The organism is Limosilactobacillus avistercoris (assembly GCF_014836425.1).
Lineage (GTDB): Bacteria > Bacillota > Bacilli > Lactobacillales > Lactobacillaceae > Limosilactobacillus > Limosilactobacillus agrestimuris.
Genome location: NZ_JACSQW010000030.1, coordinates 1 through 13,999, shown reverse-complemented (window position 1 = coordinate 13,999; position 13,999 = coordinate 1). Strand labels below are relative to the sequence as shown.

The 13,999-nt window shown below is 42.2% G+C and carries 11 protein-coding genes; 8 read left to right on the top strand and 3 right to left on the bottom strand.

Features of this window, described 5'->3' with window-relative positions; translation table 11 throughout:
- Nucleotides 1-123 precede the first annotated feature (123 nt).
- The 7 genes from H9564_RS08460 to tsaD all read left to right on the top strand — a co-directional run bounded on the left by H9564_RS08460 (nucleotide 124) and on the right by tsaD (nucleotide 8,442).
- The gene (locus H9564_RS08460) at nucleotides 124-1,641 is read left to right on the top strand and encodes an exopolyphosphatase (RefSeq protein ID WP_191685040.1); all 1,518 of its coding nucleotides are present in this window, start codon (nucleotides 124-126) and stop codon (nucleotides 1,639-1,641) included.
- Nucleotide 1,642: 1 nt separating this feature from the next.
- On the top strand, nucleotides 1,643-3,895 hold the full coding sequence (locus H9564_RS08455; protein WP_191685039.1) for an RNA degradosome polyphosphate kinase: 2,253 nt from the start codon (nucleotides 1,643-1,645) through the stop codon (nucleotides 3,893-3,895).
- A complete protein-coding gene (locus tag H9564_RS08450) occupies nucleotides 3,888-4,853 on the top strand; it encodes a Ppx/GppA family phosphatase (protein WP_191685038.1) in 966 nt (321 codons plus the stop codon). Before H9564_RS08455 ends, H9564_RS08450 begins: the two co-directional genes overlap by 8 nt.
- A 135-nt stretch (nucleotides 4,854-4,988) precedes the next feature.
- On the top strand, nucleotides 4,989-5,984 hold the full coding sequence (gene galE, locus H9564_RS08445) for a UDP-glucose 4-epimerase GalE (protein WP_191685037.1): 996 nt from the start codon (nucleotides 4,989-4,991) through the stop codon (nucleotides 5,982-5,984).
- 160 nt (nucleotides 5,985-6,144) lie between these two features.
- Entirely contained in the window at nucleotides 6,145-6,870 is a 726-nt protein-coding gene (gene tsaB, locus H9564_RS08440; RefSeq protein ID WP_191685036.1) for a tRNA (adenosine(37)-N6)-threonylcarbamoyltransferase complex dimerization subunit type 1 TsaB, read from the top strand.
- Entirely contained in the window at nucleotides 6,854-7,393 is a 540-nt protein-coding gene (gene rimI / locus H9564_RS08435) for a ribosomal protein S18-alanine N-acetyltransferase (protein WP_191685035.1), read from the top strand. The genes tsaB and rimI overlap by 17 nt, the downstream gene beginning before the upstream one ends.
- 23 nt (nucleotides 7,394-7,416) lie before the next feature.
- Nucleotides 7,417-8,442: a tRNA (adenosine(37)-N6)-threonylcarbamoyltransferase complex transferase subunit TsaD gene (gene tsaD / locus H9564_RS08430; protein WP_191685034.1), complete on the top strand. Its 1,026-nt coding sequence runs from the start codon at nucleotides 7,417-7,419 to the stop codon at nucleotides 8,440-8,442.
- A gap of 45 nt (nucleotides 8,443-8,487) precedes the next feature.
- Here the strand turns inward: tsaD and H9564_RS08425 are convergent, their stop codons facing one another.
- The 3 genes from H9564_RS08425 to H9564_RS08415 all read right to left on the bottom strand — a co-directional run bounded on the left by H9564_RS08425 (nucleotide 8,488) and on the right by H9564_RS08415 (nucleotide 12,907).
- Nucleotides 8,488-9,729, bottom strand: a complete 1,242-nt coding sequence (locus tag H9564_RS08425) for a glutamate-5-semialdehyde dehydrogenase (RefSeq protein WP_191685033.1) — start codon at nucleotides 9,727-9,729, stop codon at nucleotides 8,488-8,490.
- A 209-nt stretch (nucleotides 9,730-9,938) separates the two neighbouring features.
- Complete coding sequence (proB, locus tag H9564_RS08420) at nucleotides 9,939-10,736, bottom strand: glutamate 5-kinase (RefSeq protein WP_404804697.1); 798 nt, start codon at nucleotides 10,734-10,736, stop codon at nucleotides 9,939-9,941.
- Nucleotides 10,737-10,957: 221 nt separating this feature from the next.
- A complete protein-coding gene (locus H9564_RS08415; protein WP_191685031.1) occupies nucleotides 10,958-12,907 on the bottom strand; it encodes an ABC-F family ATP-binding cassette domain-containing protein in 1,950 nt (649 codons plus the stop codon).
- Between the two features lie 264 nt (nucleotides 12,908-13,171).
- Here H9564_RS08415 and H9564_RS08410 point away from each other — a divergent pair, with 264 nt between their 5' ends.
- The gene (locus tag H9564_RS08410; RefSeq protein ID WP_191685030.1) at nucleotides 13,172-13,828 is read left to right on the top strand and encodes a redox-sensing transcriptional repressor Rex; all 657 of its coding nucleotides are present in this window, start codon (nucleotides 13,172-13,174) and stop codon (nucleotides 13,826-13,828) included.
- The last annotated feature ends 171 nt before the right edge of the window (nucleotides 13,829-13,999 follow it).

Below are 13,999 nucleotides of genomic sequence, written 5' to 3'. Positions count from 1 at the left end.
GTGGTAACACCATTAAAGACCTTGATGGGTTTTTCTGTCCACTTAAATGTTCAACTTAAATTTTACAATCTGCCTTTTATAAATGGTAGACTTAAGATGGAAAAACTTTGAGGGGTGATTAGAATGAAAAGTTCGTTAACGGCAGTAATCTACTTACAACCGGATCAAATTTTCTTACGGATTATTGAGCTCCCAAGTCTTAAAGTGATCAATGATGTTCGCTCTGGATTATTTGATATTGGTGAAGACGGTAAAACCGCCAACTATAGCAAAAATATGGCGGCAATCACTGATAATATTGAGGAATTTAAGGAACTAATCAATGATTATCATGTCGATAACGTTAAGTTCTATGGCGCTTATGAAGATATGGATAGCGTTACCGCTAGTTATGTTGGTGATCAGTTAAAAGTTCGAACTGGGTTACAGGTTGAATGGTTAAATAATAACCAGCTAATGGCCCAGTCGATGAGCTATATCGTGGATCAATTGCCAGAATTTAGAGAGCTAAGTAAACATAACTTATATATTTTAAGTATTGGTTTAGATAGTTCCACATTAGCATTCTTCCACCATGGTAATTTTGAAACCTCATGGGAAATTGATCTTGGCGGAGCACAGATTCATCGGCTAGTTAATCAGTTGCGTCAGACAACGACTAACCCGACAGAGATTATCCAGGATTATATTGGCAGTAAGCTCGGCTATTTAGCTCCTGAATTGATTCAGCATAAGAGGACGACAATGATCGTGCAAAACGCGCCATCATTAAGTAAACGGTATATTGGAAAACACCAAAAAATTGGTGAGATTGACCGAAAGAAGTTCCAAGAAACGTTTAACCACCTGTTAATTCCTCAAGATCGGTACATGTATAATAACGATATTAATTTAGCGGCAGCCCGTAATGAGTACATCCTTCCTACTTACCTAGTAATTACCCGGGTGTCAGAATTAATTAACCCGACAAACCTATACGTTACTAACCTTTCTATCATGGATGGAATTTCAAACGGGATTGCAACGAATAATGACACTTCACGGGCTACTGTAAATAACATGATCCGGACATCGGCAGATAATATTGCCCAACGATACGGAATTGATTCTAAGCATGCAGACTTTGTCAAAAAATATGCGCTCCAGTTCTTTGATGAATTACGGCCAATTCACCGGTTAAATAATCATTACCGGTTGTTACTTGAAGTGGCGGCGCAGGTTGATGACATTGGAAACTTTATTAACCAACAGGGACATTACCGACACTCGGCATATATCCTAGAAGCAAACCCACTGATTGGTTTATCGGATGAAGATAATTTAATTATCGCTGAAGTTGCTCGTTATCACAGTACTGAAAGTCCAACCATTAACCAGTCCCATTACCGTCACTTGGATGATGATATTCAACTGCCAGTTGCTAAGCTAGCAGCAATTTTACGGTTGGTTGATTCGCTTGATGATTCTCGGCAGCAAAAGATTAGTCGGATTCAATTAAAACTAAAGAATGGGCGGTTAGTAGTAAAGGCGACTAGCTCGGATGATTTGGTACTGGAAAGCTGGTCATTTAGTCAAAAGTCACAGCTCTTTAACGATGTCTTTGGAATTGAGCCAGTGTTGAAGGAAAAAGAGGATCGGTAAAATGTACAAAGATTTTTATAAACCACAAAATTATGTTAATCGGGAACTTAGTTGGATTGACTTTAACGGACGGGTACTCCAAGAAGCAACGGATACTAGTAACCCACTGCTTGAACGAGCTAATTTTCTCGGAATTACCCAAAGTAACGTTGACGAATTTTTCATGGTCCGGGTTGCCTCACTTCATAAACTAGCAGCGGCTAATGTGACAACGACCGACGCATCCGGAATGACGCCTGAAGAACAGCTGACAGCCGTAAACAAAAAAGAACATGAAATGGTTAAGGAACGGTATGAAGTTTATAACAAACAGATTATCCCTGACCTTAAACAACAAAAGATTAATATTATGCATTTGGCGGATTTGGATGATCGACAAAAAGAGTTTATTCGGCGGTACTTTAGTGATGAATTAATGCCGGTACTGACTCCAATGGCAGATGATACATCCCGGCCCTTCCCGTTTATTGCCAATAATTCACTTAACATTGCTGTCCAATTACGTCGTGATCCAAAGCAAAAGAAAGCTATTCAGGAACAAGAAATTCTTGAAGGGGACCAGGAAGTTAAGAGTCGGCAGCTAGAGCCCCATGATGATAGTCGCGAATCAGATATTAAGTTTGCGACTGTCCGTGTTCCATCAATTTACAAGCGGTTAGTTCGTTTGCCAGGAGAGAATAACTTTATCCTGATTGATGAGGTCATTAAACGCTTCTTAGGTCAGCTATTTCCTGGTTACCAAATCCTTGCTTCTGCAACTTATCGGGTAATGCGGGACATGGACTTGGATGTTGCGGAAGAAGATACTTCCGACTTGCTTCGGGCTGTTAAGCACCAGTTGCGTGAACGGGAACATGGTGAAGTTATGCGGCTTGAAGTAGAAAATTCAATTGATGAATGGTTGGAAAATCAATTAGTCGATAATCTTCACGTGAATGAACGGTCTATTTACCGGGTAAATGGTCCAGTGGATCTAACATTCTTGAAGAAACTTTCCGGCATGGTTGATGGCCATAACGATCTTCGCTTCCCACCATTTCATGCATACCAAAACCCTGACTTGGACATGGAACATAATATTTTTGCGGCAATCCGGAAGCATGATTACCTGATGCAACACCCATATGATAGTTTTCAATCGGTGGTTAACTTTATTCATCAAGCAGCCCTTGATCCGGAAGTCCTTGCCATTAAAATGACCCTTTATCGGGTATCTGGAAATTCACCAATTATTAAGTATTTGGGGATGGCCGCCCAACGTGGTAAGCAGGTTACTGTTCTGGTTGAAGTTAAGGCACGGTTTGATGAACAAAATAATGTTCGCTGGGCTCAACGATTGGAACAGATGGGCTGTCACGTTATTTATGGATTAGTTGGCCTAAAAACTCACTGTAAGATTGCCCTGGTAATCCGGCGCGACGATGATGGCCTTCGTCGGTACATGCACCTGGGAACAGGGAACTACAATGATGTGACCGCTCACTTCTATACTGATATGGGGCTTCTAACCTGTGATCAGGAAATTGGGATGGATATGACAAATCTCTTTAACATGTTATCCGGGTTTGCTCGGCCGTCATACTTTAATAAGTTACGGGTTTCACCAAACGGTATTCGTGATTTTATTAATCAAAAAATCGATCAGCAAATTAAAATTGCCGAAAGTGGGAACGCAGCATTAATCCGGATGAAAATGAATTCACTGTCTGATAAGCAAATTATTGCTCACTTATATGAAGCGGCTTCAAAGGGCGTTAAGATCCAATTGATTATTCGGGGGATTACTTGCTTACGAAACGATCTACCGGAACTTCACGGAAACATTGAGGTTCATTCAATTGTTGGGCGCTTCCTTGAGCACTCGCGGATTTACTACTTTGAAGGTAATGGTAATGAGGAGATCTATCTTTCAAGTGCGGATATGATGACCCGGAACCTTAATCGGCGGGTTGAAGAACTTTTCCCTGTTGAACAGCCTGATACGAAAACTAAGGCAATTTCGATCCTTGATGATATGTGGAAAGACAACGTTAAGGCTCGGGTACTTGTTGGTGATCATTATGAACGAATTGATAACCATGGTGAGGAACCATTTAATGCTCAAGAATTCTTTGCCCAACGAGTAACGGTTGAAAGTAAGCAAACAAAACGCCAGGAAAAGTCAAAGCGGCACTTTTCAAATGTCTTTGAAACGTTAAGTCGTCACGTTCCTAGTTTGTATCTTGACTCACGGGGGGATAAGCATCATGAGTAAGGATTCTCAATATCTAGCAATTATTGATCTTGGTTCAAATTCGGTTCGACTGAAGATTGACCAAATCAAGCTTGATGGTTCATACCAGACAGAGCAGTATGAAAAGCGTTACGTTCGTTTGTCATCGAATATGGGACCGGAAAAGATCCTTCAGCCAGAACCGATCAAACGAACGCTGAAAGCTCTTGCTGAGTTTCGGCAAATCTGTGACCAATATAAACACCTTAAGATTTTGGCAGTAGCAACCGCTGCAGTCCGCCAGGCTCAGAATCAGGCTGAATTTTTACAAGAAGTTAAAAAGAAAACTGGTTTTGTAATCCACGTGATTTCAGGTGAACAAGAAGCTTACCTTGACTATATTGGGGTTAGTCGGACACTAGCTCTTAAAGATGGGGCGATCCTGGATACTGGTGGGGCCAGTATGGAAATTATCCTCGTTAAAGATGGTCAGGCTGAAGAAGTTGTCAGCATCCCTCTTGGTTCAGTCCTAATTTCGCAGCGCTATGATTTAGGAGATCAGATTAGTGCACCGGATCTCTTTAACGCGATCGTTAAAGTAGATCAGGTTTTAAGCAAGGAGTTATGGCTCAACCGGATCCGTCATAGTGAAATCGTTGCTCTGGGTGGTTGTAACCGGGCATTAGCTAAGGTTTACCGCTGGCAGCAGGCAGCAAATTCCAGCCGGGTTGCGCCAGTCCATGGTTTAACAATGACTCCAGATGAAGCATCCGGCATTATGCAACAACTATTAAGGAGTTCTAAGAGTGAACGTGCCAAAATTCGGGGCGTGAATAAGGAACGGGCTGATGTAATTGTTGGGGGATTGCTTCCATTGATGAGTATTATTCGTCAACAACAAATTCAGCAGATCCAATTTAGTAATAGCGGCCTTCGTGAAGGACTGTTATTTCGCTACCTAGAACACGAAACAAGCTTAGAAAATCTATTCACCTTGTAAGTGGTTACATTATTTACTAAAATTTTACTTAATTTTACTAAACGGCCGATTATAAAAGTGCTACAATCATATCTGAACAAGGAATTAATAGACAGTCTGGTATTAGCAGATGTTGTCGTATAAGGAGGAAACAACATGGCAATTTTAGTTGCTGGTGGTGCCGGTTACATCGGTTCACACATGGTTAAAGACTTAGTTGAACATGGTCAAGAAGTTGTTGTTGCTGATAACCTTTCTACAGGTCACCGTGACGCAATCAACCCTAAGGCTAAATTCTACGAAGGGGATATTCGTGACCGGAAGTTTTTGGATAAGATCTTTGATAATGAGGATATTGAAGCAGTTGTCCACTTTGCTGCCTTTTCAATTGTTCCTGAATCAATGAGTAAGCCTTTGAAGTACTTTGACAACAATACTGGTGGAATGATTACCTTACTTGAGGCAATGCGTGACCACAACATCAAGTACATCGTCTTTAGTTCTACCGCTGCTACATATGGTGTTCCTGAACACATGCCAATTAAGGAAACTGATCCACAAAACCCAATCAACCCATACGGCTTGAGTAAGTTAATGATGGAAAAGATGATGCACTGGGCTGACAAGGCTTACGGCATCAAGTTTGTTGCTCTTCGTTACTTCAACGTTGCTGGTGCTGCGCCGGATGGTACTATTGGTGAAGACCATGGTCCTGAAACCCACCTCGTTCCGATTATCTTACAAGTTGCTCAAGGTAAACGGGATGAATTAAGCATCTTTGGTGACGACTACAACACCCCAGATGGGACCAACGTTCGTGACTATGTTCATGTTATGGACTTGGCTGATGCTCATATCTTGGCTATTAAGTATCTTGAAGCTGGAAACGAAAGTAATGCCTTTAACTTAGGTTCTTCAACCGGGTTCTCTAATAAGCAAATGCTTGAAGCTGCCCGTGAAGTTACAGGTGAACCAATTCCAGCAAAGATCGCTCCACGGCGTCCAGGTGACCCTGATTCATTAGTTGCTGCTAGTGATAAGGCCCGGAATGTTCTTGGTTGGGATCCAAAGTATGACGATGTTCATGACATTATCGCTACCGCTTGGAAGTGGCATTCAACCCACCCAAAGGGCTACGATGATCGTGACTAGTTATTTGAATTAGAACATATTTTCATAATAATAAACCTTTAATAAGAGTAGCGTTTAGCAGGGGGAGTTTAGCTAAACGCTACTTTTATTTTGGCTTAATTTAATGCAAAAAATACCTGGTGTGATAAGATGTTAAATGATTGAAAGGATGATCGAGAAAATGAAATTACTTGCCATCGATACGTCAAACCACCCAATGAGCGTTGCGGTTGTTGAAGATGATCAATTGTTAGCAACCGAAACCTTAAATATGGTGCGGAATCATAGTATTTATTTAATGCCAGTAATCAATAAGTTGTTTAAGCTAGTAAAGTGGCAGCCAGAAGATGTTGACCGAATTGTAGTTGCCCAGGGTCCAGGTTCTTATACTGGAATTCGGATTGCGGTTTCAACTGCTAAGGTCCTAGCCGATACCATGAATAAGGAACTGGTTGGGGTATCAAGCTTGGAAGTCTTAGCACGGAATATCGTTCCCACTACTAAAGAAGTGATTGTGCCATTTTTTGATGCACGACGGGGGAACGTTTTTGCTGGTGCTTACCAATGGCAAGATGGAAAGTTAGTTAACCGGATTGCGGATCAGCACTTAGCGATGAAGGATCTTCTTGCTCAATTAGCCAAGTTAGACCAACCAATCTTATTAGTTGGTCATTTAACTGATCGAATTGAAAAGGCAATGGGAGAAATGCCTGCTAATGTTCAGCTTGCACCGCGGCCATTTGCCATCCCATCAACATACCAACTTGCTCTTGCCGGAAAAGACGCCCAACCGGTTACTGACATTGATTCAATGGTTCCACATTACTTACGAATTACTGAAGCTGAAGCTAACTGGCAAAAGCTTCATCCAGGTGAAACTAGACAAAACTATGTTCGCGAAGTTTAAAGAATGGCTTGAACACAAACAGGGAGAAGAACGGTTAAAATTTACCCAACAACCGTTACTAATTAATAGGCGACAATTTACTATTCGCCAGGCACGCTTTACGGATATTCCCGCAATTGTCCACATTGAAGAATTAATCTACGGGACTACCCCATGGAGTGTTAGTGCCTTTCAGATTGAACTGGAACGGGATCGCGATCGGTTATACCTGGTTATAACTTACGATAGTCAAGTAGTTGCTTATGTCGGCTGTTCATTTAATTGGTATAAACACGAAAGCCACATTACTAATATTGGGGTAAGTCCGGCTTATCAAGATCGGGGGCTTGGTTCAAAAATGATTACGCTTTTAAAAGATTACGCAAGTCATCATGGTTACCCGAAAATGACGCTAGAAGTCCGGATTCATAACCTTAAAGCGCGAAAACTATACGAACGTCTTGGCTTTTCCCAAACAAGTATTAGGCCGCACTATTATATTGATAATCGGGAAGATGCGGTTGAGATGGAAGTAAAATTGTAAAATAGAGGAGAAAATACTTAGTTATGGCAGAGAAAAACTTAATTCTGGCATTCGAAACGAGCTGTGACGAAACAAGTGTTGCGGTCGTTGAAAATGGTACTAAAATTTTGTCAAACATTGTTGCAACCCAGATTGATAGTCATCAACGCTTTGGTGGGGTTGTTCCGGAAGTTGCTAGTCGGCATCATATTGAATGGATTACCCGCTGTACTGATCAGGCATTAGCCGAAGCAAATGTTTCTTACGATGACCTTGCAGGAGTTGCGGTTACTTATGGTCCCGGACTGGTTGGTTCTCTTTTAATCGGGGTAACTGCCGCAAAGTCGACTGCTTGGGCACACCACTTGCCGTTGATCCCGGTCAACCATATGACTGGCCACTTATATGCTGCACGGTATGTTGGCGAGTTTAAATATCCTCAAATGGCCCTTCTTGTTTCTGGTGGTCATACGGAATTGGTTTACATGAAGTCTGAACATGAATTTGAGATTATTGGTGAAACCCGTGATGATGCGGCTGGGGAAGCTTACGATAAGATCGGCCGGGTTTTAGGAGTCAATTATCCTGCCGGAAAGACGATCGATGAATGGGCAGCTAAAGGAAAAGATACCTTCCACTTCCCACGGGCAATGGAAAAGGAAGATAACTTCGATTTCAGTTTTAGTGGTCTTAAGAGCGCCTTTATCAATACCGTTCACAATGCCGATCAACGGGGAGAAAAGCTCAATAAGTATGATTTGGCAGCCAGTTTCCAACAAAGTGTTGTTGACGTATTGGCCGAAAAGACAATGCGGGCTCTCGATCAATACCCGGTAAAACAACTAATATTGGCCGGTGGTGTTGCCGCAAACCATGGTCTTCGTTCACGGTTAGATCATGATATGCAAAAGTATCATCCAGATGTTACGATGCTTCAAGCACCGTTAAAGTTATGTGGTGATAATGCTGCAATGATTGGTGCTGCTGGTTATATGGATTACGAACATGGTGATCGCGCTAAGTTAGATTTAAATGCAGAACCGGGATTAATGTATTCGGAGAAAAAGTAATAAAAAATGGGACTTCAAAGTTCAACTTTGAAGTCCCATTTATTTTTACTTTCTAATTTGACCGTTACCAGTGATTTCGTACTTAATAGTTGTTAATTGGCTTAATCCCATTGGTCCACGAGCATGGAGCTTTTGGGTACTAATTCCAATTTCGGCACCAAAACCAAACATTCCGCCATCGGTAAAACGGGTAGAAGCATTGACGTAAACACAGGCTGAGTCGATTTGTTCTTGGAATTGCCGTCCCCGTTCTAGATTATCAGTAATGATCGTTTCAGAGTGGTGGGTACTGTGATCATTAATATGGGTAATTGCTTCGTCAAGACTATCGACAACTTTAACTGCCATGATGAGATCGTTGTATTCGGTGTCCCAGTCCTCTTTTGTAGCTGGGCTAATTTCTGGAACGATTTGACATGCAGCTTCATCGCCACGGAGTTGGACACCGTGTTTAATTAATGCCTTTGCAATTACGGGAAGGAAGGTTGGCGCTACTTGACGGTGGATGAGGAGCTTTTCTGCTGCGTTGCAGACAGATGGTCGCTGAACTTTGGCATTCACGGTAATGGCAGTTGCCATATCAAGCTTGGCATCACGATCAACATAAACGTGGCAGTTACCAGCGCCGGTTTCGATTACTGGAACAGTAGCAGTCTTAACAACCCGTTGAATTAGGCCATGACCACCACGAGGGATCAGGACGTCAATATACCCAGTTAAATTCATCATTTCTTGGGCACTTTCATGGCCTGGATCTGAAACCATTTGAACAGCGTCTGCAGGAAGCTCGATTTGGGTAAGAGCGTCACGAAGGATCTTAGCGATCGCTAAGTTGGTTTGAATGGCCTCTTTACCTCCACGAAGGATTACTGCATTACCGCTCTTAAAGGTTAATCCGGTAGCATCGGCAGTAACGTTTGGCCGAGCCTCAAAGATAATTCCGATAACACCGAGGGGAACCCGTCGTTGGATAATTTGCAGGCCATCAGCATTGATCCATCCCCGGTCAATCTCAGCAGTTGGGTCGGGAAGTTGTGCGATTGAACGAAGGCCATTTGCCATATCGGTAATTCGCTGTTCATTTAACATTAAGCGATCAAGAAACTTTTTAGGCATTTCATTAGCGTTGGCTAAGTCTTGCTTGTTTGCTGTAAGGATTACCTGTTGGTTAGCGATTAATGCATCAGCCATAGAAAACAATCCCTTATTTTTAGTTGCGGTATCAAGGGATGCTAATTTACGAGCAGCTGCTTTAGCTTGTTTACCAATTTGAGTAAGTGTTGTCATAATGTTCCTCCTTCATTATTGTTAGTGATTCTAGGCAACTGAGCCGAAACGAGCTCGCCAGGGGCTTGCTAGAGCTAGCGGTTCTAGGCAATTGAGTCAAAATGAGCTCGCCAGGGACTTGCTAGAGCTAGCAACCTCCTTCCTAGGCGCGGGACGCCTTCGTCAGGAGAAATTGCTAGCCTTTCGCAAGTCCTCTGCTGGCTCGCACTCTATTTTCCGAACCTCGTTCCTATTTTGTGACCATCGAGGATTTGGAAGATGATTTTGGGATCTTGGCCGTTACAAAGAATCATGTTTTGGTTAGCTTCCATGATGGTAGCGGCGGCACGGAGTTTGGTGACCATTCCGCCGGTACCAAATTGAGTGCTAGTGCCACTGGCGGCTTTTTCGAGCTCAGGTGTCATTTCTTTAACGTGACGGATAGGCTGGGCATCAGCAAATTTGTGAGGATCCCGATCGTAAAAGGCATCGATATCGGAAAGAACGATTAAAAGGTCTGCCTTAATCTTAGTGGCAACCTGTGCAGAAAGTTCGTCATTATCACTAAATGTTGTGTGATGATCCAGCTCATCAACGGAAACGGGGTCGTTTTCATTAATGATTGGGACAACTGAATTGCCAAGTAGGGTTTCGATCGTATTGAGGGTATGTTGGCGGCTAACGGGGTATTCCAGCACATCGCGAGTTAACAGGATTTGTGCAACCTTAGTTTGGTAATCCAAGAAACGTTGGGAATAAATCCGCATGAGTTCAGTTTGACCAATTGAAGCGAGTGCTTGTTGTTGAGCAATTTCTGCTGGACGCTTTGTCAGACCAAGACTAGCAAGACCGACACCAATCGCACCGGAAGACACTAGGACCATTTCATATCCCTGGTGGTTCAACGTTGCAAGGGTATAAGCAAGGCGATCAATTGTTCGCAGGTTAACCTGGCCATTGGGGTAGATAAGACTACTTGTCCCGACCTTAACAACGATTCGCTGATGTTGACTTCTCATATTAACCATCCCTTCTAGACAAAAAGCATGCCTAAGTCGAGGCACCAGTTACGGCGTTACCATCCTCGTTCAAAGACATGCTTTACTCTTTTACAAAATATTATTTACGTGTTGATTAAATAATGATTAGGATTCGGAACTTTGTTGGTGGCTTACAGCCGGTGACCACATTCTCTGGACTGTCCTACTTGGATCATTTGTTTGAAGTTTACTTTTTTCTCAATTAAATGTCAACTGTTTTCTTGATCGAACTTTTCCAGTTCTTCTGCGGCGCTTGTCCATTCTAATTCAACATCTTCAGATTGAGCGGTAAACTCATCTAGTTGTTTTTGTAGATCCGAAAGCTTACCGATATCAGTAGCAATTTCTGGTTGACTCATCTGTTCTTTGATCGCTTCTTGTTTTTCTTCCAGGGCGGTCATTTGTTCTTCCAGTTTATCAACCTGTCGTTGGAGTTTCCGCCGAGCACGCTGCGTTTCCTTACTTTGCTGGTAAGATTGTTGGGCACTCGATTTCTTGGGCTTGGATGTTGAAGTCTGAGTTTCACCCTGATTAGCATTAGCAGCTTTTTCCTTATTCACGGCTTCAAGGTAATCATCATAGTTTCCTTCATAATGCTTAATCCCGGTAGCACTCATGTCGAGAACATCAGTAGCAACTTGGTTAATGAAGTACCGGTCGTGGGAGATAAAAAGCACCGTTCCGGTAAACTCATTGATCGCGTTCTCCAAGACTTCCCGGCTATCGATGTCTAAGTGGTTTGTAGGTTCATCAAGAATCAAAAAGTTAATTGGCTTGAAGGAAAGCTTGGTTAATTCAAGCCGAGCCTTTTCACCACCAGAAAGATCGTGAACTAACTTGTAAACATCATCACCAACGAAGAGAAAACTTCCCAGGAGGGAGCGGATATCTTTTTCTGGAATATTCGGGTGATCATCCCAGACTTCATTTAAGACTGATTTTTCAGGATGAAGTTGTTGCTGTTCCTGATCATAGTAACCGATCTGAAGGTTAGCACCCAATTTGATAGTGCCACTAACTAATGGAATCCGGTCAAGAATTGATTTCAATAGGGTTGACTTTCCGATTCCGTTAGGGCCAATGATCCCAATTCGTTGGGGCTTACGGACCGTGAACGATAATGGGCCAGCAAGCTTTTGGTCATTGTAACCAACGACAGCTTGATCAACATCAAGGACTTCATTTCCACTATCCTTTTCGCTGTGAAAATAGAAATGGATGGACTTATCATCGGTTTCTGGCCGTTCAAGTCGTTCCATCTTTTCTAATTGTTTTCGCCGCGCCTGGGCTCGTTTAGTGGTGGAAGCACGGACAATATTCCGGTTAACAAAGTCCTCAAGCTTGCTGATCTTCTTTTGCTGTTGTTCATAATGTTTCCATTCAGCAGTTAACCATTCTTGTTTATGCTCCATAAACTGGGTGTAGTTTCCGGTATAGTGACGAAGGGTGTGGTTATCAAGATCGTAAATATCGGAAACCACCAGATCAAGGAAGTACCGGTCGTGGGAAACGACAAGGAGGGCACCTTGGTAACTCTTAAGGTAGTCTTCAAGCCACGCAAGGACGTTCATATCCAGGTGGTTTGTCGGTTCATCAAGAATTAGTAGATCCGGGGATTGGAGAAGGATCTTTGCCAATGCTAGTTTAGTTTTTTGTCCACCAGAAAGTGAATTAATAGCGGTTTGATAATCTTCTTCTTCAAAGCCAAAGCCCTTGAGGATTCCCCGCATTCGGGATTCGTATTCGTAGCCCCCACGCTTTTTGAAGTCGGCCTGGAGCTGTGAATACTTTTCCGTTGTTAGTTGAAAGTCCTTTGTGGAGGGATCAAGTGAGGCTAGCTGGTCTTCTAATTGTTGGATTTGCTTTTCCATCTTGTGGAGAGGGGCAAAAACTAGATCGAGTTCTGCCCAAATAGTGTTTTGACTATCCAGACCTTGATCCTGGGCTAAGTAACCGATAGTAAGGCCCTTGTTTTTGGCAATTGTTCCTTCGTCCGGACTGGTTATTCCTGCGATCATTTTTAACAGGGTCGTTTTTCCGGCCCCATTTCGACCAACAAGGGCAGTTCGCCCATGTTCTTGAATTTGTAAGTTGACGTCGTGAAAAAGGACGTCAGCGCCAAAGCGACGCATGACATTATTGGCTTGCAAAAGAATCATTTTTTGTTTACCTCGTTCTTAAAAGTTATACTCTTCTATTATACGCTGGTTAATCCTGATTTCACCTAAGACAAAGGATAAATAACGTTCAGCACCGCTCAAACGAAAAAAGTTTTAAAAAGAATTTTGTTTAAGTGTTCACAATTAAAGAGTTTATTGCTAGAATAATAGGAGAATTGAATTTCACAAGCTAACAAAATTGAGCCAAGAATATAAGCTCACTAATGTTAAATAAAACTAAAATTGCAGGAGGAATAGTAGAAAATGGCTACTAAGAAAATCCCTAAGGCAACGGCAAAGCGATTACCAATTTATTACCGTTACCTTAGTGTATTATTAAGTGCAAACAAGCGGCGTGTTTCATCAACTGAACTTTCTGAAGCAGTTCAGGTTGACTCTGCCACAATTCGTCGTGACTTTTCATACTTTGGTGAATTGGGGAAGCGGGGTTACGGTTATGATGTTGGAAGCCTGCTGAACTTCTTTAAGGGAATTTTGAACCAGGATACTCTAACTAATGTTGCCCTTGTTGGGGTTGGTTCATTAGGAAGTGCCCTCCTTAATTACAACTTCCACCAAGATACTAACTTGCGGATTAGTGCAGCATTTGATACTAAGCCTGAATTAGCTAACACCGTTAAGAGCGGGATTCCAATCTATCCAGCTAGTGAAATGCAAAAGCAGATTAAGGAACAACAAATTGATGCCGTAATCCTTACTGTTCCAAGTTCAACTTCCCAAAAGGTTGCGGATCAGTTAGTTAGCGTTGGCGTTAAGGGGATTTTGAACTTTACTCCGGTTCGTCTTTCTGTTCCGAAGAATATTCAAGTTCAGAACATTGATTTAACAAACGAACTCCAAACCCTGATCTACTTTATTAAGAACTATGCTGAAAACAATCAGGATAAAGAAGAAAAGTAAATTAAACTAATTTCCGCGATTAGATTTTATAAATTCAGAGACTGTTAGTAATAGTTTGAGGTTGAGAAAAAAACATTTTGTTTTTTCTTGACTTCTTTTTATTAGTGTCTTTAGACCTAGTTGAGCACGCGAGCAGAGCGAGTGTGCGAAACAAAAAACCACCTGCTATGC

Coding starts and splice junctions, on each gene's coding strand:
- H9564_RS08415 (WP_191685031.1), bottom strand. CDS start 12,907: ATGATTCTTTTGCAAGCCAATAATGTCATGCGTCGCTTTGGCGCTGAC.
- H9564_RS08425 (WP_191685033.1), bottom strand. CDS start 9,729: ATGACAACACTTACTCAAATTGGTAAACAAGCTAAAGCAGCTGCTCGT.
- H9564_RS08450 (WP_191685038.1), top strand. CDS start 3,888: ATGAGTAAGGATTCTCAATATCTAGCAATTATTGATCTTGGTTCAAAT.
- H9564_RS08460 (WP_191685040.1), top strand. CDS start 124: ATGAAAAGTTCGTTAACGGCAGTAATCTACTTACAACCGGATCAAATT.
- proB (WP_404804697.1), bottom strand. CDS start 10,736: ATGGTTAATATGAGAAGTCAACATCAGCGAATCGTTGTTAAGGTCGGG.
- tsaD (WP_191685034.1), top strand. CDS start 7,417: ATGGCAGAGAAAAACTTAATTCTGGCATTCGAAACGAGCTGTGACGAA.
- galE (WP_191685037.1), top strand. CDS start 4,989: ATGGCAATTTTAGTTGCTGGTGGTGCCGGTTACATCGGTTCACACATG.
- rimI (WP_191685035.1), top strand. CDS start 6,854: ATGTTCGCGAAGTTTAAAGAATGGCTTGAACACAAACAGGGAGAAGAA.
- tsaB (WP_191685036.1), top strand. CDS start 6,145: ATGAAATTACTTGCCATCGATACGTCAAACCACCCAATGAGCGTTGCG.
- H9564_RS08410 (WP_191685030.1), top strand. CDS start 13,172: ATGGCTACTAAGAAAATCCCTAAGGCAACGGCAAAGCGATTACCAATT.
- H9564_RS08455 (WP_191685039.1), top strand. CDS start 1,643: ATGTACAAAGATTTTTATAAACCACAAAATTATGTTAATCGGGAACTT.